General features: G+C 64.2%; 14 protein-coding genes. 10 read left to right on the forward strand and 4 right to left on the reverse strand.

What is annotated here, in order from left to right:
- Positions 1-94: 94 nt before the first annotated feature.
- The 3 genes from ABZ321_RS25835 to ABZ321_RS25845 all read left to right on the forward strand — a co-directional run bounded on the left by ABZ321_RS25835 (position 95) and on the right by ABZ321_RS25845 (position 1,347).
- Complete coding sequence (locus ABZ321_RS25835; protein ID WP_354895489.1) at positions 95-445, forward strand: transposase; 351 nt, start codon at positions 95-97, stop codon at positions 443-445.
- A gap of 148 nt (positions 446-593) precedes the next feature.
- Positions 594-1,244 carry an IS3 family transposase gene (locus tag ABZ321_RS25840; protein WP_354895592.1) on the forward strand — a complete coding sequence of 217 codons (651 nt, stop codon included), beginning with the start codon at positions 594-596 and terminating at the stop codon, positions 1,242-1,244.
- Complete coding sequence (locus tag ABZ321_RS25845; RefSeq protein WP_354895594.1) at positions 1,153-1,347, forward strand: IS3 family transposase; 195 nt, start codon at positions 1,153-1,155, stop codon at positions 1,345-1,347. Before ABZ321_RS25840 ends, ABZ321_RS25845 begins: the two co-directional genes overlap by 92 nt.
- Here ABZ321_RS25845 and ABZ321_RS25850 read toward each other — a convergent pair.
- Entirely contained in the window at positions 1,344-3,620 is a 2,277-nt protein-coding gene (locus ABZ321_RS25850; protein WP_354895492.1) for a BTAD domain-containing putative transcriptional regulator, read from the reverse strand. The genes ABZ321_RS25845 and ABZ321_RS25850 overlap by 4 nt on opposite strands.
- A gap of 1,799 nt (positions 3,621-5,419) precedes the next feature.
- On the opposite strand from ABZ321_RS25850, the gene ABZ321_RS25855 reads away from it, so the two are divergent.
- The 7 genes from ABZ321_RS25855 to ABZ321_RS25885 all read left to right on the forward strand — a co-directional run bounded on the left by ABZ321_RS25855 (position 5,420) and on the right by ABZ321_RS25885 (position 12,932).
- On the forward strand, positions 5,420-6,454 hold the full coding sequence (locus tag ABZ321_RS25855; protein WP_354895495.1) for a hypothetical protein: 1,035 nt from the start codon (positions 5,420-5,422) through the stop codon (positions 6,452-6,454).
- 347 nt (positions 6,455-6,801) lie between these two features.
- Entirely contained in the window at positions 6,802-7,272 is a 471-nt protein-coding gene (locus tag ABZ321_RS25860) for a hypothetical protein (protein WP_354895497.1), read from the forward strand.
- A gap of 953 nt (positions 7,273-8,225) precedes the next feature.
- On the forward strand, positions 8,226-8,498 hold the full coding sequence (locus ABZ321_RS25865) for a hypothetical protein (RefSeq protein WP_354895499.1): 273 nt from the start codon (positions 8,226-8,228) through the stop codon (positions 8,496-8,498).
- 49 nt (positions 8,499-8,547) lie between these two features.
- Positions 8,548-9,261 (forward strand): helix-turn-helix domain-containing protein, encoded by a 714-nt coding sequence (locus tag ABZ321_RS25870; RefSeq protein ID WP_354895502.1) that lies wholly within the window; start codon positions 8,548-8,550, stop codon positions 9,259-9,261.
- Positions 9,262-9,615: 354 nt separating this feature from the next.
- Complete coding sequence (locus ABZ321_RS25875; RefSeq protein WP_354895505.1) at positions 9,616-10,230, forward strand: tyrosine-type recombinase/integrase; 615 nt, start codon at positions 9,616-9,618, stop codon at positions 10,228-10,230.
- A 591-nt stretch (positions 10,231-10,821) separates the two neighbouring features.
- The gene (locus ABZ321_RS25880) at positions 10,822-11,403 is read left to right on the forward strand and encodes a hypothetical protein (RefSeq protein ID WP_354895508.1); all 582 of its coding nucleotides are present in this window, start codon (positions 10,822-10,824) and stop codon (positions 11,401-11,403) included.
- The gene (locus tag ABZ321_RS25885) at positions 11,400-12,932 is read left to right on the forward strand and encodes a hypothetical protein (RefSeq protein ID WP_354895511.1); all 1,533 of its coding nucleotides are present in this window, start codon (positions 11,400-11,402) and stop codon (positions 12,930-12,932) included. The genes ABZ321_RS25880 and ABZ321_RS25885 overlap by 4 nt, the downstream gene beginning before the upstream one ends.
- 87 nt (positions 12,933-13,019) lie before the next feature.
- Here ABZ321_RS25885 and ABZ321_RS25890 read toward each other — a convergent pair whose 3' ends face one another.
- Genes ABZ321_RS25890 through ABZ321_RS25900 form a run of 3 tightly spaced genes read right to left on the reverse strand, consistent with a single transcriptional unit; the run spans position 13,020 to position 18,887 of the window.
- Positions 13,020-16,097, reverse strand: a complete 3,078-nt coding sequence (locus tag ABZ321_RS25890) for an HsdR family type I site-specific deoxyribonuclease (RefSeq protein WP_354895514.1) — start codon at positions 16,095-16,097, stop codon at positions 13,020-13,022.
- Positions 16,097-17,320 (reverse strand): restriction endonuclease subunit S, encoded by a 1,224-nt coding sequence (locus ABZ321_RS25895; protein ID WP_354895517.1) that lies wholly within the window; start codon positions 17,318-17,320, stop codon positions 16,097-16,099. Before ABZ321_RS25895 ends, ABZ321_RS25890 begins: the two co-directional genes overlap by 1 nt.
- On the reverse strand, positions 17,313-18,887 hold the full coding sequence (locus tag ABZ321_RS25900) for an N-6 DNA methylase (RefSeq protein WP_354895520.1): 1,575 nt from the start codon (positions 18,885-18,887) through the stop codon (positions 17,313-17,315). Before ABZ321_RS25900 ends, ABZ321_RS25895 begins: the two co-directional genes overlap by 8 nt.
- Positions 18,888-19,229: the final 342 nt, after the last annotated feature.

Below are 19,229 nucleotides of genomic sequence, written 5' to 3' on the forward strand. Positions count from 1 at the left end.
GGGAACGGGACCTCCACATCTCAGAAGTACTCACCGTCGCCGAACGGCTCACCGAGGTCAGACGTGACCTGCGGGGCTCTTCCACATCCCAGAAGTGTTCAGGGAACGGACACGGAAGGTTGTCACCCTCGATCAAGCCTCCGACCTGCGGTTCAACGCCGTTCAAGCGTGCGACCCGGTTGGTGGTCGAGGCTCGCCGGGACCCGGCGTCCGCGGTCGGGCGATCCGGCGGATCGCGGATCAGGTCGGGGTTCACCCGGAGGCGTTGCGCACGTGGGTGAAGCAGGCTGAGACCGACGCCGGGCAGCAGCCGGGCACGACCAGCAGCGACGCGGAACGGATCGCCGCGCTGGAGCGCGAGGTGCGTGAGCTGCGGCGGGCGAATCAGATCTTGAAGTCCGCGGCGTCTTCCTTCGCGGCCGAGTTGGACCTGCCGTCGCGATGAAGGTCGCGTTCGTCGGCTCCCAGAAGCAAAGCACGGTGTCCAGCCGATCCTGCAGGCCCTCGAAGGCACGTCGGCACCAGATCGCACCGTCCACCTACTACGCCGCCAAAACCGTCCGGCCTCGGCCCGTACCCGGCGCGACGAGGAACTGACCGTGCTGATCAAGCAGATTCACGCGGAGAACTACGGCGTCTACAGCGCCCGCAAGATCCGGCACGAGCTGCACCGGCGCGGTGTGCGGATGGCCCGGTGCACGGTCGAGCGGCTGATGCGTGCGGTCGGGCTGCGCGGGCTGCGGCGTGACAACCCACCACGCAAGACCCGGCCGGCCACCGAGACCGACCGGCCTGCTGACCTGGTCAAAGGAGATTTCACCGCGGCAGGCACGAACCAGCTGCGGGTTGCCGATCTGACCTACGTGCGTACCAGCGTGGGCTGGGTGTACACCGCGTTCGTCCTCGACGTGTTCTCTCGCGTGATCGTCGGTTGGCAGGTGTCCACCAGTCTCTACACCGATCTGGCATTGGACGCGTTGAAGATGGCGATCTGGCGCCGCCAGCATCAGGGCGCTGACCTGGGCGGACTCGTGCACCACTCCAGTATCGAGCGATTCGCTACAGTCAGCGGCTCGCCAAGGCTGGCGCGGTCGCCTCGGTCGGATCGAAGGGCGACTCCTGCGACACGCGATGGCCGAGGCGTTCAACTCGCTGTACAAGGCCGAACTCGTCCGAAACAAGGGGCCGTGGCGCAACCTGGACGACCTGGAGATGGCCACCGTCGAGTACATCGACTGGTATAACAACCGACGGCTGCACGGCGAACTCGGGCACGTCCCACCCGCCGACTACAAAGCACTACACGCAATGACCCAGCCGGTCACCGCAACTCTGGAAACCAGCTAACTAACTCTCCACCAAACCCGGGGCTTGACAGATGCCTCCCTGTCGGTCGGACTGATCTGGCCAGTTGCTAGGAACGCTGACCGGCTCGTGGTTGTGAGTATCGCCGTCTCACCTCGCGTGTCACCTGCTCTCCTGCACGCTGCCAACGCTACCTGGCTTGTAAAAAGCCAATCGTCGAAATACCCGCGGGCGGCGTAGAAATCGTGCGCAGTGATCACCAGATCCCAGCACCATTCGGTCAATCCGAGTTCGGCAGTGTGTACGACCGCAGCGCGGAGGTTCGGCCGTTCGACTTCGAACCAGTCGAGCGGAGATTGGTCAAGCTCGCTAAGGACACTAGGCGGCGCAGCCCAGTCTGCGACATCGCCGTGCAGCTCTTCGGCATCACCGATGCAGATGCCGCGATGTGCTCGGCGAGCGAGGGTCAGCAGCGCTGTGTATACCCGCCGCTGCACGTTGAGGCGCTCTTTTTGGGTTGGGTACCGAATTTCCAGCTGACTATGGGCATACTCGCGGATCAGGCTGTGGAAGGTGTATCGCATGCCCAGCCCAGCGGGCTGGAGGAGATGCGACGCTGCCAGCGTCAACAAGCTGTCGGTGGGATCCACTCTCATGTCACCGAGTACCGCTGCGGCGGTCCAGAGCCCCACATCGGGCATGGGCGTCAGGCCAAGCCCGAAAAACAGCGTCCTGGCCAGCTCGTCGAGTCGCTCGATCCCAGCGTTGATGGTGCGTGCGACGCTGCGGCCGCCATATTCCAACCCTTGCAGCGGTTGGTCGGCTAGCCGATCAGCCAGCAGCGCACCGCCATGGCCTTGGTATTGCCCGCGCAACGCACCCGCCAGGCCTAGCGCAAGCGGCAATCCGGCGCACACCTCAACGATCCGCGCCGTGGCCTGTGGCTCGGCCCGGCTGTTTACTCCAGAGCGGCCGACCACTCGCGTGTACAGTTCGACGGCCGACTCCTGGTCGAGCGGCTCGAGGGGCGGCAGGTGATGAGCGGACTCCAAGCCCGGAAGGCGTATACGAGATGTAATCAGCACCCCGCACTCCGGGCTCCCCGGAATCAGGTCGCGAACCTGTTCCTCATCGGCCGAGTCGTCGAATACAAACAACAGGCGTCGCCCTGCGGCCAGGCTCCGGAACAGCGCAGCCCGCTCGCCCAAGTGCTCGGGCAAGTCGGATACCCCCAGTGCCCGCAGCAACTGCGCCAGCGCCTCTGCGGTCCTGACTGGCGGATTTGTGGTCCCTTCGAGATCTATGTAGAGCTGACCGTCGGGATAGTGCTCGCGGACCAGATGTCCTACCCGTATGGCAAGGGCGGTCTTTCCGATCCCGGGCGGGCCGGTAATGACCGCCACCGTTACGGTGGCCTGTGGTTCGCGGGTCAACAGCCGGTGTGCCATGTCGAGATGGGCGTCTCGGCCGACGAAGTCGGCGGGGGCAGGCGGCAGTTGCCGCGGGGTGACGGCCGGAGCGGCGCGTGCTGCGACCGACTTCAAGACGAGCGCCTCGGCATAGCGGGCGACCTTGGACTCGTCTCGGCCTGCTATCGCATACGCGAGTTCGCGTACGACGGGGTCGGGCGCAGCGGCAATTGACACGTCCAAGGCGGTGCGATGCCGGTCATACACTTTAAGCGCTTCCATGGTGTGCCCGCCGCGGTACAGAGCGATCATCGACAGCTCGCACAGTCGTTGGTCATCCGGGTAATAGCCGGCGATGGTCGCGGCGTCGTCGAGGATCCGGTCACTCCGGCCTGCGGCGAGTTCCAGCTCGAACAGCCGTGCCGCCGCCCGTCTGCGCCGCTGCTCCAGCTCCGCGGCATACCTTCGAAGCGGGCCTTCCGTGATCCCAGGGAGTGCAAGCGGCCCGCTCCACAGCTGCAACGCCTTGCGCAGCAGGTCGACCTCATCTTCGGGCCGACCAATGGAGCCGGCTTCGCCCGCCTCACGGATGAACCGCTCAAACAGGATCTTGTCTAGGTCGTCGGCTTCGATCCGCAGCTCGTACCCGATACGCGGGTGCGTCAGCAGAACGTTGCGCTGGTCAGCGCCATTCAGCAGTCTGCGCAGGTCCGCAATCGCCTTGTGCAGCTGGGTATCTCCCACGCGAATGTCGCCCCAGGCGGCGCGCATCAGCTCTGCAGATCGAACCGGCTGGTTTGCATTGACGAGTAGTGTGCCGAGCACTGCTAGCCGGGTACCACCCGGCAGGGGCATATCGCGACCTTCTCTGCCTACGGACAACTCACCGAGGATGCGGTACTTCATGCTGTGCTCCACACCTGCTATGGCACGCCTACAGAAGATCTCTCGAAGCGCCCAGATGCAATGCCATTCCAGGTGCTTCGAGGGGGCCAGCGCCGGCGATGAGCCTAAGGGAGTCTGGCCATCGAGTGGCGTAGCTCATCCGAACCAAGGCGAGCTGCGCCACTCGATGGCGATCAAGATCGGACGACGGAATCAACCCCGGCACCCGAGCAACGACGGTTGGGCAACTGTTCTGGGCGTATCATTGCCTCAGGAAACGGCCGATACTCAGCAGGACGGATCTTCCGTAGACAGCCGTCAGGCCGAGGGCCGTGGCACCGGTGGCCGCCCGGAGGGCACCGGGCACATCCAGGCCGGCCCACCGAATGCCCGCAAACGTGAACGCTAGCTCGCCGAGCACCATCAGCACCGCTACGAACCCTGCGTAGCCACCGCGGTCGGCAGAACCGGCACCTGCCCCGGGAAGGTTAGGTGGCTGGCGTCCCAGACCACCGTTGGCGAACGACAACGATTCCACAGATCCCCTCTCCGCACGGGAAGCCGACGCGACCCCGCAGCAGCGGGACGTGCCGTTCCCTCACTCTATTGACCCGGATAGGACTTCGATCATCGCTGCTTATTGGCGTCGCACCGATGCATCCTGGGAATCGTTGCACAAGATCCGGGAGTAGAGTAGGGCTGTCTGTCAAGATGGCACAGAGTCACCGGTAGGAAATCGGAAGGTATCCGGAAGGAACCTAGGGTCATGATGGTTGGCAGGGCAGACGGTGCCCGAAGTTCCCCACGCTTGCCATGACCCGGATAGGCGCGCGGAACGCCAAGGCGGAGCACCCGTTGGCGCGGGCCCGCCGACGAAGCCTCCCAATATGGGAGGCTTCGTCATTTCACGCCCGCACACCTGTTGCGGGCCACACCAGCAAACAGGTACCGACGCCGGCGGGCAATCCTCTGCATCTACTCCCGGGCGAACGGGCCAGGAGCGTCGCCCGGGAGGGCGGCTCGACCTCCTGTCCGGTGATCATGGCCGGTTCGGCAGGTTCGACGGTGCCGCCACAGAGGCACCGGCGCCCTCGCACTCCAACAATCGCACCACAGCGGGCTTGGCGCGCGACGTCGCACGCCAAGCCCGCTGTGGCGTGAAGTCGGGATTTGCGGTTCGCGGAAATTCGCGGCGAGCCGTTTGGCACGGCTCCTCGTGGGCGCGAGGAGCCGTTCGACCACTTCGGGTCCCCTGAGTCCTTGCGAGACCGTCTTAGCGATCATTGCCCTCGATAGCCGTCCGATAGCTACAAGGTGTAACAGAACGTACTCAACGTGGCAGTGGTGATCATGCGCAAGAGCGGGGGTCGACCTCTGACCAATGGCTGACCACGCAGCCCGCCTGACGAACGGCCGTTCAATACACTGCGTGACAACCATCCCCCTGCCGCCCGGTCGGTCAAGTGCAGTCAAGATCACAACATATCGGGATGGATGTAATGCGACGCAAGTCTGACCGTTACCAATGGGTGAAACTGACGTGACCGAGCGACAAGGATGGCAAAATCCTGCTAGCGCGCAGTAGCTACCGGTCGATGGGCGTCGACCAGCGTGCCCCTGAGTCCCGTTCGTGTCCGTCCCTTACCCCCATGTTTGGGACGCCACCCGAGTGTTGTGAGGCCATCGTTGTCCGAAGCCCCCCGTCCGACGCTCCGTCATGTTCGCCCGCAGCACCCGGGGCGGCCACACTTTCGGCTTCGCCGACGACCCTGCGAGGTGGTTGGCCTCTTCGCCAGCCGGACCCGGCGGCGCGCACGCTGATGTCCAACACCAAGGAGAAGCCGATCCCGGAGGACGCCCCGGGCCGGCTCATCGCCGAATACCTTCGGTTGGTGCGTCGCCTCGTCGGCGGTCCCGCATACCGCACACTCGCAACACTCGCCTTCGTCAAGCAAAATGCCCTGTCTCAGCACGCCTCGGGTCAGCGCGTCATCCAGTGGGACTCGATGCGGCTTTATGTCGAAGCGGTACAGCGCTACGCAGACCAGCACGCCATCGACTTGCAGGCGGCGATGCGTCAGCACGCCGAGGAGGTCGGTGTCGACCCGGACAGCGACATCCTGACGCAGGCCCGCGTGGTGTACGACCGCAACGTTGCCCAGCACGCCGCGAAGACCGCGGCCAGGCGGGTGCCCAGTGCGGAGTTGGCCTCGGTCGGCCAGACAGACGAGCGCTCAGTGCTCGTTGACGAGGTTGTGGTGGCGAGCATCCCCGGGCCGACACCACCCGAGACGCTCTTCAGCGCCAACACCTTGCACGAGATCGTTGGGGCGCTCAATGACCAGATCATTCAGCTCGGCTGGGACCTGTCCGCCCGTACGTGGGACGTCCACCGCGTCGGTGTACCGCCATACCTGCTGGATCGTGAGGCGCTCGACGCACTGACCGGCCGCGTCGCGCTGACCGACCGTGTCTTCGCCCTCATCCTGCACGCCTGTGGAGCCGGCACCTTCGACGAGCAGACATTCCACCCTCATGACAAGGAGTGGACGCTCGGGTGGCAACGGGCAACGAGCAACCCGGAGCCGCAGCAAGAGCAGCCGTTGGAAGACGCCGGAGCCGCTGGCATCCCGATGACCGAGGTGGTTGACCCGGACCGAAAGCAGGGCTGGTGGGCCGTGGTCCGGTCGTGGCCACGGTGGCGCCTCACTCGCTGGCAATGGCGCCGCCGCGTCGATGCTGCGGCGGCCGCCCAGCCGAACCGGGTCCCGCTGGCGCCGGCCCAGCGGCCCGGAGGGCACGACTCGGAGCAGGGTGTGTCGGGGCGATCACGGAACAATCTGGAGGTCTCGTGATGCGGCGTGCTGCGGCGCCGCATCACGGCGGTTGAGTCGTGCTGTTGCAGCCGTTTCGGCCGCCGCCCGCACAGCCGAACTGCCCCACCTCGTCACCTGGCCGTTGTCGATCTGCTCGTTGAGCTTCGATCTACTGCATCGCTTGGATAGGCATCGAGAACCGGGCATCAGCCGCACAACGCGCTGCCCGCCCACCATGCTGCTCATCGAGATGAAGCTGTAGGTGGCCTCCCGGTTCTCGGAGGACCGCAACCGGCCTGGTGCTTTGTCAATGACGCGTGTCGGGCGGCCGGAAGACGAGCAAGTGGTGACTCCTGCCGACGGTCGGGATCAGATGGGCTAGCGCCGTGTTCGCGGCGGCAGCCCATGATCACGACCTGGGTCAGCTGACCAAGGAGCTGGAGCTGGTCATTGTGTGGGTCCCGACAGCGTGCTCGTCGGCGCTATGGCTGCCCGCCAGCACCGCCATCCGTGCGATAGGAGACGTGAGATTCGCGAAGTTCGCAATGTGGGTGATCGGCGTGGCACCGACGGTCTCGAAGGCAGCTGCCCCACGTATCGGCGATACACCCCCGCCGCCCTGCAACTGGCAGCCGATGGCTCCGCGACCCGGCTCGTCATGTCGTGCCAGCCCACAGCGAAAGTCGCCGCGCGTGGAGGTGATGGCCGTCGCGATGATCACAAGTGCGACCGCCCATGGTCGCGCACCTGCCGGCGTTCTCGCGGTCTCAGCCTCGTACACCCGCTCGAGCAAGCAGGAGGTCGACATGGACGGCCTGCTGTTGATGACGATGAGCAGCTGCCCAACCTGGGTTTGACCAGCGCCGACCGGATGGCGATCACCATCGGCATCATGATCGTTACTGCGCCACTACTGTAGGTCGCCGTCGTACGGGTGTTCCGACCGGCGCATTGATCACAATTTGAGAAAGACGCGGGCCGGCGCGGGAGTTTGACCATTCCCCTACCGGGGAGGGGATCCGCCAGCCGCCGACCTGATGCACGCAGCATGCAGAAAGCTGGTCAGTGGCCCTATAAGACCACCGCGCACGTTGCCCCGGCGCACCTGCACGGTGAGGGCGATGCAGGTCGAGCACGCAAGCCCGAAAGCTACACATCGACCTCGGCCGCTAGATCGGCGTGAGCCGTACCGCAATGAGCTGGGCAGAATTACGGGGACCGCAACGTTGCCATACGCGCGGTCCCCGTCACCTCGGCGTCACCACATGTCATTGAGAGGCACCGTGGTAAGCGGCAGCGGTCCCGGGTGGCCCGTACACCGCATCACACCACCGTGTCCATCAAACTTGTTTACTGACTGTCCGGCAACGGATTCTCCGGACTATGTGAACAAACCCCTGTCCGGGAATGTAAACAATCCCCTCGGCAATGGTCAGACGGCCAGCGCTAAACAAGTCGATGGTGCTCGGGGTGAGCATCGCGCCCATCAACTCCGCCACGCGTTCACCCGTCTGCGGCTGGCAGAATGACAGACGGCTGACCTGCCCTGCGGAACGATCCCCCGCGAGTTCACCTTTTTGGTGGACCGCGCGAACGAGACGCTGGTCAGCCACCTCCGCGTCTGCGCCAAGCACCCGGGCGCCATCCCGGGAATATACGGCCAGTAGTGCGGATCGGGCGAAATCCACATGTCAGGCCGGTGACCGCTGTTGTGCGGTCACCGGCCACCAACCGAGAGGCACCGATGTCTGCACACCAGCGCGACGGCGGCGGCCGGCCCCGCACCGGCCGACCACCGAGCAGCACCGTCATGACCATCATCTTGCTCACCATGCTGCTGTTGATGGCCTTCGCCATCGTAACCGCCAAGATGGGCTTTCCCGAGATGGGCTTCGCTGCGGGAACGGGGGTGATCACGCTTGTCGGCGAGTTCGTCCGTCGCCTGCTGAGCTTCACCCGCACCGACAACGAGAACACGGACACCAGGTCCGTCATCTCGTTGCCGGCCCCGAAGGACGACCCCTTCGACCCGCCACTCGATCAGGAGAACAGCCAGGGAAACAGCGATGCCCGGACGGCCTGAACTCCCGATCGACCCGACCTCCGGGCCTGTAGCCACGTTCGCGTGCGCCTTGCGCGAGCGGAGGATTGACGCTGGCACGCCGACCTACCGGGTGATGTCCACGCGAGCGCACTACTCACCGGCCGCGCTGTCCCAGGCTGCCGCCGGCCGACGCCTGCCCACCTGGGACGTGACGCGCGCCTTCCTGAGCGCCTGCAACACTCCGGAGCTTGAGTTGCGACGCTGGCAGGACCGATGGGAGGAGGTCAACCAAGCGGTGCGCCCAGACACCGCGATACTGCCGACCACGCAGGTCAACATCTCTGCGACGTCGCCGACGACGGCGATGCAGCTCCGATACGTCACAGATCTGGCAGACTTCCGCGACCTACTGTCCGCCCTCCGCAGGGAACGGCGGCTGAGCCTGCGGCAAGTGGCAGACCTCTCGGCCGGCAAACTTAGCAAGACCACCATCTCCGACATGCTCGTCGGCAAGATCACGCTGCGGGCAGAGATGGTCGAGGCATACCTGACCGCGTGCGGGTTGCCCACTAGCGACATCACCGAATGGAGCACCGTGCTGCGCCGGCTGACCTTCCAGCACAAGCGGGTGCAGGCTGCCCTACGCGCACTCATCGACGACGACCCGGCAGCACTAGACGAACGTTCCTCGAGTCACGCGGCTCCAGCGGTGACCATCGCCGCCGAACAGGACGGTCGAGGCGGCGCTCATCGGCGCCTGGGCTGGCTGGGCCGGTTGCTTGCGAGGAACATCGACAAGTAGAAGCACCTATTTCCATGGGGAGGCAAGCGGTCGCCCACCTCCCCATGGAAATTTTTGGAGGACACCACGGAGGCTCTCACCCCACCGTAACAACGCGACACCGGTAAGCCGCCCGCTGAGCGAGATGACGGCGACCGGCCCGCACCGACGCGCCGACCGTGCTCGTCGTAGAAGTCACCGATGAACTGCTCCAAGAGGTCCGCCAGGACGACGTGCCTACCGGGGCGCTGGAGCCATCGAGCACAGGCCGCGAGCTGCGCGTCGAACTCACGCATGGCCCGGACGACGGCCAATGCAGAATGATCGCCCGGCAGCTCGAACGCGTCGGTCATCCGCGCTTCCGACAGTGCCCCCATGCCCGCGGTCGTGGCCGCATTTCTGCATCACATCAGCAAAGGCGCGCCGGTGGCGCGGCGCACGATCGCGTTGAAGGTGCCGAGGAAACTGCCGCGGGTGCTGACCACCGCAGAAGTGCAGGCGATTCTGGATGCTTGCGAGCATCTGCGGGATCGGTTGTTGTTCGCGGTGTTGTATGACAGCGGCTGCCGGATCGGCGAAGCGCTCGGGCTGCGCCATGAAGACCTCGCCGCCGCCGAACGCGAGTTGACCATTTGCCGGCGCGACAACGACAACGGTGCCCGCAGCGACGAGGAGCGCCGCCGGCAGGCGGCGACTGAGCAGGCCCGTGCCGCCTGCCTCGAGGCGCAGCGTGCGGAACATTTCCACGAGCAGGTACGGCGATGGCGCCTCGTCCCGCAGGCAGCCGCGTTTCTCGATGCGCTCCGCGCCGAGGTCGCCGACCGTGCTGCCGCCGGCGACGACGTCGCCGCGGCACAGCAGTGGTTGACGTGGGCGGAACAGTACGTCGCCGGCCTCGACCCGCTTCGCGGTGACCTTCGCCTACCCGACATCACCGAGCCGACACTTCAGCGACTGCAGACGTTCCTGCGTGACACGGGCCGCCCATAAACAGGCTGAGGGACACGCCAGCTCCCGGCCTGAGCGCCTGCGCCCGACCGGCTGGATCGGCGGGTCAACGTGCGGTATTGGCGCACCCCACCCGATACTGCCAGATCTGCGACCATCGGCCGAAATCGTGAGATCAGTGAACTCTTTGTCGTCGTTTACATGGACTTGCGTAACCGTATGAACCTCAGTCGTACCGTTGATTGGATCTGTCGTAAGCACAGCTTCGCCAACCTCAACCAACTCAATGGGCTTGGCTGCGCCGTCAGCAAGCAGCACCAACGCGGGGCGGCAATCGGCGAAATGTTTAGCACGGCCGCCGCCTCGGCCGCCGGAGTCCGTCGACGGCAATGAGTCCCGCAGTCGGCGCTTCGACTCCGAGACGTTGGCCAACGCGTGGTACACCCGGCGGCCGAACTCTCGGCGTCGATGCACCCCTCAAGTCGGGCGATGTCGGCGGCGTCAAGCAGCCGACGCCCGGCAATGCAGCGGGCGTCGCCGCGACCTGGTCGCCGTTCGGCGAGAAGCGGGAGGACATCGTTCAGGACACTCAGCGGATATTAATGATCACTTACGGTCGACTATTGTATTGGGATGTCAGCGGCAGAGTCGGTGCAGCAGAAGGGTATCGATGGCGCCGACCTGGCGAAGCGCTGGCTGGAGAGCACGACCTGGATCGAGCTTCCATTCGATGCATACCATAATGCGCCAATCTGCACGCTACGGCGCCTTGATGGGGAGAAGAAGGTCTACGACCTGTTTGGGTGGATTCACGGGAGCCCAAAGATACCCCTGTACATCGAGTCGAAGGGCTACGACTCGGTGGGCGGAAAGCAAGGAAAAGAGTTCTGGGAGTTCCTCGCCAACGCGTACAGCATTACGGCGAAGGACCTCAAGGACGGGGAGGACGCGCGTCGCGAGTTCTGGTGGATCACGCGAATGCCGTTCAACTCGACCGATTGGTCGAGTCTGACCACGGCAGAGCGGATCAAAACGGCGCTTGAGGATCATCACCCGGCTGCGCTCGGCGGCGAGAAGATCAACGTCGACGTGTTGGCTAAAGTCGCCGCCCGGGTTGAAGTGTTCGTAGTCAACCGGCGTCAGGAGGACTTCATGCTTACCCCACAGGAGTTGGCCCTGGTGGAGGGCACGCTCAACCGGAAGGGCATGAAGTGAACACCCGCAGCCTTGCTGTGACCGAGCGGATCCGGTCGGCGATGGCGTCGAACAACGCGGACGACATCGTCACTGGCGTGAAACAGGCAGTTGCGCAAGAGGTCACCTCGCTTAGTCCCGATGCCAAGATCGTCCTCACGAATTATTTCAATCACTCGTACATGCCGGACCTTGTCCTGGAGTGGAACGACGCCGGCCGGCGTGCCGAGCGCCCGATCTTCCTAAGGAATGATCTTCGACCAGACGTGACCGAGGTCGAGGTGCTCAGCCTGGCCCGCCAGGCGCCCGTTGTCCTGTCCCTTACCGCATTCAACGAGCCTTCCGCTGGGCCGAGCCCATTGCGGGAGCGCGCCCGTGAGGTGGACCGCATACTCGTGACCGACATGGTCTCGCTGGCGGACATGGCGACACCGTTCAGCGCTCAGCACCCCGGACCGTACGGTCAGGACGAAGCTCCACTGCTGCGTCTGGTGCAGACAAACCTCCTCAAAGGTGGCCGTGGACTCTTGACTCCACAGGACGTAGGGCGCCTTGCGCAGAGTGCTGCACCACCGGGGGGAGAGGGAGCTCTCACCGAGCAGTTCCTTGCCACCTTCCAAGAAACTACCGACGAGATGTTCACTCCGGACGCTGCCCTACGCTTGCGTCGCTCGGCTCAACTTCTCAGGTTCGGGCTCTCGAATGAGGCCATCGAGGCCGTCACCGCGGCGACCGGAGAACTCTCAGACATTGAGCTTCGGGTCCTCATCCCATACCTGCTCGCAGACGAGACCGCTCGCGCCAACACGCGGTTGTGGACCTACATCGGCTCGATGATGTCCCTCGACAGGCTCGAAGAGCTGGGCGATGCGCTGGGCGAGGTGGACATAACCGTCCTTGTCGTACCGAACCTGGAGACCTGGACAGCCAAACGGGCGCAACTAGTGATCAACGGCTCGTACGAGGGGTCGGTCGACACGCTTCCGGCGCGCCGCGACGTCGACTCTGAAGAGGAGGGCGTGTCGAGGCCAAAGCGGACGCACGACGGCGAGCCGTTCTGGTACATCAGCAACCGGCTACTCACCGCCGACGCGGGTCCGTGGCGCTTGCTCATCGCGTCGGACGCTCGCCGGCTCAAGGGGCGTATCGACAGTGCCGCCGCGAACTGGGACGACATCTCTCAGATGATCAGCGGATTCGCGCTCGACTCTGTCGATCTGCGTGGCCTGTCGCGTCGGATCTACGTCGGCGCTGAGGGAAGCGGCGACGTTAGCTCAGATGTGGCGCGGATCCGCGCATCAATTGACGACAGCTTCCAGGTCACCGAGATCCATGTCCGCCGACCGAGCGACGCATCTCTGGCAGGTCTAAGCGTGGACTTCACCGAGATGACGGTGACCGCCCGGCACGGGGGCGCGCCGATCGCATCATTGGTCCGAGCGGCGGAGCTACTTGCGCATCGCCATCCGCCCGACTTCTCCACCCTCACCGGCAGCCGTGCGGCGACTGTCGCCGAAATTCTCGACCGACAGCCGACACAAGGCGACTGAGTCCCTCAACGACTGCGTCCTGATCAGGGCTGAGCAATGCAACGAGTCCCGAGTCCCGGCACAGGTTGCCGGGACTCATTGCATTCGTCAGTCAACGAGGTAGTGGGCTTCGATGTAAGCGACGGTGGAGTCATACGGCTCTCCCACCGGCTTCAACATGTACCTGCGGAAGACCGCAGCGGTGGCGCGGCGGACGCCTCGGTTGCGAGCGTCGGCGTTGTCCCATGATCGGGCGAGGGTGTGAGTGACCACCTGGTCGATCTCCTCGGCCAGGTTCCTTTCTGTGACGGTGAGGCCAGACGGTGCGTGGTCATGGATGATCCGCGACAGGACGCCCACGTGGTCGTCGTCCAGCACGACGACGGCTTCGTCGGGGTGCTTCCCGGCGTTCACGATGGCGCGGGCGACCCGGAGTGCTTCAGACAGGAACTCCAGGGCGTCCTGGGCGTTCTGGATGATCCGGTCCCGCAGCAGCCTGATCCGTTCCGCGAGGGCGGTGTACTTCGCGGAACCCGGTTCGACTCCCTTTTCGAGAGCGGCCTTGATCTGGTCCAGAATCTCCGCCGCGGACGGAGGCGTTTTGTCGTCACCGTCACCCTTGTCGGACTTGGGGCGGACGAGGGCCAGCAGCTCCTTGAGGACGGCGATGCCCTGGGCGTCTAGGACCAGGGCTTCCTCCTGGGAGGCGGCTACGGAGAAGGAGTGGACGTGGGCGTTGATGATCTCCAGGACCATCGGCCCCAGCTCGCCCAGCCGTTCCTTCCTCTCCTCGTCGGAGGACTTCTTGAACAGGGTTGTGTACACGGACCCGAACAGCCCGAAGCCGTCCCGGTACTTGGCGATGCGTTTGTCGGTGCTGATGAGTGCATACAGGCGGGCAAGGAGCCGGTAGTCCTTGGCGAACACCTCAGCGGCGCCGAGGTTGGCGTCCAGGAAAGCGTTAATGGCTCGCACGGACTCGTATCCGTGGATCGTGAGGTCCAGGTCGTCCACATCGGCGAGGAGGTCCTCGATGCGGGCGAAGGTGGTGCGGAACTCGGCGACCAGCTCGGACAAGTCGGTGACGAATCCACCGCCCTTGCCTGCGCCCTCCGAGGTGGGGTCGACGACGGCACGTTGGACCTCTTCGGCCAGGCCGATGTAGTCCACGATCACACCGCAGGTTTTCACGAACCCGGTCGGAGACACCCAGGTGCGGTTCGGACGAGTGATTGTCTGGAACAAGTTGTGAGCCTTCAGCGGCTTGTCCAAGTAGAGGACGCCCTCGTTCGGGGCGTCGAACCCGGTCATCAGTTTCGCGGTCACCACCAGGAAGCACAGCGGGTTGTCCGGCGTGAGAAACCGCCGTTTCTGTTCCTCCTCGTCGGCCTCCGAGAGGTTGAACGGCCGCATGGCGGGGTCTTCGTCCTTGGAGTCTGAGACGGAGATGTTCACCTCGGCGGTGATCCGGCTGTGTCTCCCGACTTCGGCGAGTACGTGTGACGCCTCGAAGCCGGTCAGCAGTTCGTTGATCTTGTCCGTGTAGGTCACGGCTAGTTCGCGGTTGTATGCGACGACCTGGGCCTTCAGGCCGTTGCGGTAGGCGCCGGCCAGGTAGTGGTCCACGATGTTCTGGCAGACCGCGTGGATGCGGTCTGGATTGGCGAACACTGAGGTGAGGCGCCCGAACTTGCGGGACAGGGATTCGCGGTCGGGATCATCGAGGTCGAAGTCGTCGGCGAACCGGTCGAACTCAGCCTGCAACTCCTGGTCGTTCATCTCGAAGGCAACCGGGTGTGGGTCCAGCACGACTGGGACGGTCGCCTCGTCCTGCAGAGACCGGGACACCGAGTACCGGTGCAGCACCCTGCCCGGGTCGGTCTCCTCGCCGAAGAGGGCGAAGGTGTCGGTGGCGAGGTTCCTGACGGGGGTGCCGGTCATGCCGAAGAACTTCGCGTGCGGCAATGCTGCACGCATCTGGCCGGCCAGCGACTTCGATTTATCGGACTGGGTGCGGTGTGCCTCATCAACTAGGACAATGATGTTGCTACGGGTCGACAGGTTCTTGCCTGCGTCGGCGAACTTGTGGATGGTCGTGGAGATGACGCCGCGCACGTTGCCGGCCAGCAGGGCACGCAACTCCTGACTGGTGGCGGGCTGGTGGAAGTATGCGTGCCCCATCGCGGAGGTGAACACCCCAGAGGTCTGCCGGACGAGCTGGGTTCGGTCCGAGAGCAGGATGATCGTGGGTGACTCGGTGCGTGTGTCGGCCAGCAGCAGCGAGGCGGCGAACACCATCAATAGTGTCTTCCCAGATCCCTGGTGGTGCCAGATCAGGCCCTTCGATCCGCCTTCCAGGACTCGCTTCTGGATCAGGTGCGCAGCCTCCATCTGCGGGTAGCGAGGCAGGTACTTCTTGTCCGCCCCACCACCAGAGGTGTCAAACAAGGTGAAGTTCGCCATCATGTCCAGGACGGTGGCCGGGTTAAGCAGCAGCTCAACGGAGCGCTGCACGTCGGCCTGGCCAGACAGGTTCTCGTCGTCGGCGGTGGACCGGAACGGCTGCCACAGGTTCGTGGGCGCGCCGGCGGCGCCGAATCGCAGTTTCAGCCCGTCGGAGGCGACGGCGAAGACGCTGGGGGTGAAGAACCACGGGTACTCGGCGGCGTACACGTCGTTGATCTCGCGGGCCGCGCCAGCCCACCCGGACTTGGCGGTCGGAGATTTCACCTCAACCACAATCAGCGGCAGCCCGTTGACCCAGTACACGAGGTCGAACCGGCGGGAGGGCTTGCCCGGTACGGTGATGGTCACTTCGTCCGACACGACCAACGTGTTGACAGTCGGGCGCTCGACGTCGATGACCTTCAGGGCATGCCATACGCCATCCGCGTCCCGGAACTCTTTTTGCCCGAGGAGCAGGTGCAGGACCTGCTCGTTCGCCCGCACGAGTCCGCCTTCAACGGCGTTGACCGTAGCAACGATCTCCTGGACCACCGTGTCCACGTCAAACCCGTCGATCACCGCCGGATTGAGACGGATGATGGCGTCTCGCAGCTGGCCGGCAACCACCGTCTGCGTCATCTCACGCGGCAACAATCTGCCAGCCGTGAAGCCCCAACCCATCGGGAGAGACCACTGGATCATCAGGTTCTGAAACTCGCGCTCGGCGATGCCCTTAGCCATCAGACGACCTCTAGCTGGGCGGACTCAATTCCGATCGGATTGAGTAGTTTCGACAGCAGACTTGCCCGAACCTGACGGAGACTGGCGGCCTCAGCTCGCAGCGTGACGATCAGTGAATCTACCGCTTCAGCCCTCTCAGCGAGTCCTGCCTGCTCTTCCAACGAAGGCAGAGAAATCTCGCGGGCGATGTACTCCGTTACCGACAGATTCGTGATCCCAGTCGTGCGGCGGGAGTAGTTGCGGGTCAGCCCCGATTCCCAGTCGTTTCGGAGCCGCCAGAACACGTACTTGGGGAGCGCCTTCTCCGGATCCACTCGTACCAACCGCTGAAAGTCGGTGGGCACACAAGGTTCCAGGCCAGGGCCTGCGATAGCGACTCGGCCCACAGGCTGGTCGGGCGAACCGCCAGACCGCTCTAAAACAATATCCTGCTCCCGCACCGTCCGGGTGTTCGCCTGCTTGGTCGTGAACGACCGAACTGGCGAGCCGTCGGTTACGAAGTCGGAGGTACCCGGCGTGTAGATGCGAGGCCCGAGCGCGAGCCGATCAACCTCGTCCTCGCCCGCGGGCCTGCCCCAGACGCCCCCGATCACATGGGAACACAGATCGACTATCCGATGCGGCTGCCCATCGACGGCCGTGAAATGCTCCGCGAGCACCATGTTGAGGAGGCTTCGTGCAGTGCCGGCCTCGGCGTCGAGTGCTGCGATCTGGTCGTCGACTGCACCGATAACCTCGACGATCTGCTCTTGCACCTGCTGAGGGGGCACGGGAATCTCGATCATGCCCAGGTTCGACCCCGAGATTCGCACGACCTTTGTCTCAGACACATACTTGATCTTCTGCAAGCGGAACAGAGAAGACATGAAAAAGTACGAGACGTACACAGGATTCAAGTTGTGACGGAAGATATAGCAGTCATCGTGAACCGCAACATCGCCGTCGCCCAGCCATGCGACCGCCTTCCCAACGTCATCAACGTTCTCGCTGGTCGCGGCGATGACTAGATCCCCCGGGTGAGCAAGTCGCATTCGCGCACGGGATTCTTCGGCCAAAAAAGTGAGGGACTCCCTCGCAACGGGCCCGAAGCCAGTGTGGACCTGTGCGTAATGGATACAGCCGAGCCCGGAGTCCACATAGTCGCTCTTCGTGAAACGCCGACCGCGGATCAATTCCCCGACTTCCGAAAGCTTCTTCTGCGTCCATCCTGAATACTCATTCATCGAAGCCCTCGATTCCGGCGGCCGCAAGGATCGTGAGCATGCGCTGCTCGACCTTCTGGCGAACAGCACGGGCGACGCGGTAGGTGTCGATGAGAGTGCCGAGGTCTTCCTGTTCGACAGCAGCATGGCTCACGTAGCGTCCAATGTTGAGGTCATATCCGTTCGTCGCGATCTGTGCGCCGGGGACGAATCTCGCTGCAACCCCGCCGTCGCCGCCAAGGTCGATCGGGCTGCCAACAGCGTCGAATTTCGAGTGATACGCCATCACGGTGTCGGCGATATCGGCGGCAGTGAGGATGTTGCGATTCTTGGCCTTGGTGAACCGCCTGGACGCGTCGATGAACAGCACGCCGCCCTGCCGCTCTGGGGCTTTGGTACCGGGTGCACGGAACACCAGGATTGCCGTAGGGATGTTGGTGCTGTAGAAGAGATTCGCAGGCAGGCCGATGACCGCTTCGAGCAGGTCGTCGTCCAAAACACGCTGGCGGATGACCGCTTCCTGGCCGCCGCGAAAGAGGACGCCATGGGGCAGGACGACGCCGGCACGTCCCTTCTTCGGGTCCATCGACGCGATCATATGTTGCACAAACGCCCAGTCCGCCGACGACTGCGGAGCAACACCACCGAGGGTGCGCGGGTCTTCGGTCCAGGGCTTCCACTTCAGGCTGTAGGGCGGGTTAGCGACGATCACATCGAACTGTGCGATAGACCCATCGGGCTTCTTGAAGCGCGGGTCCCTCAGGGTGTCGCCGACCTCGACCTCGAACTGGGTGAGGTTGTGCATGAACAGGTTCATGCGTGCCACACCCGCAGTGTCCAGTACGGCCTCCTGCCCGTACAGGCTGAGCGTGTAACCACGCCCGCCGCGAGCCTTCAGCAGGTTCGCAGAGGCGATGAGCATGCCACCCGACCCGCAGGCCGGGTCATACACCGACTCGAACCCCTTCGGGTTCAGAACTTCGACGATCAGCTCGACGACCTCGCGCGGAGTGAAGAACTGGCCGGCGCGGGTGCCGGACCCGTCGGAGAACCGCTTCAGCAGGTACTCGTACGCGCCACCGAGCACGTCGTGGGACATGTTGCCTTCGTGCATCTTCGGGGTGCGGTCCATCGCCTGCATGACCGATGCCAACACCTCACTCGACAGCACCTCCTCTGAGGTCCAAGTCATAGACCCGAACAGGCGGGAAAACTTGTCAGGGTTGGCCGTCTCGATGGCCTGCAGGGACACGCGGACCCGCTTGCCTAGGCCGGGCTGGGTGATAGTGGCGAGGATGGATGACCAGGAGGCGCGACGCTCGTGGGCGGTGCCGCGTTGGATGAACGGGATCTCAAACGACTGGTAGTCGCGGTACTCGATCTCGTAGGCTTCCTCGGCGGAGAGATCTTCCAGACCCTTGTTGTCGTCCAGGAACTCCTGGTGGTGGTGCTCCCAGGTGTCAGACAGGTACTTCCAGAACATCAGCGGGAAGACGACCGAGGAGTATTGCGCCTCGGGCATCGCCACGCGCAGCTCGTCGGCGGCGTCCCACAACCGGTTCTCGATCTCCTGCTGGGTCACTGCCATCAGTCGAGGTGTCCTTGCTCGTCAAAGGGTGGCGACCCGGAGGGCCGCAGTATCCAGCTGGCCACCCTATGTGGGCATGCCCGGCATGTAAACGCAGGATGAGTCCTGCGGGTGACCACTTCCAGTAGTGTTCCGCAGCCGGACGTTCGGGCTAGGAAGGGACTGGCTCAGTCGGCACCGGTTGACGACGGCTCGGCGTTGTACCTCGAGTACCACCTCATTTACGCAATGGACGGGCATACACCATAAGAGCGATTCCGGGCGCAGCCGGACACCAGGCGGGGCCACACCACCCCGCGCCGTGGCCCGCGCACGACACCGCGATCGCCGCCCGGAACACTG

The sequence above is a fragment of the Dactylosporangium sp. NPDC006015 genome (assembly GCF_040614215.1).
Classification (GTDB): Bacteria; Actinomycetota; Actinomycetes; order Mycobacteriales; family Micromonosporaceae; genus Dactylosporangium; species Dactylosporangium maewongense.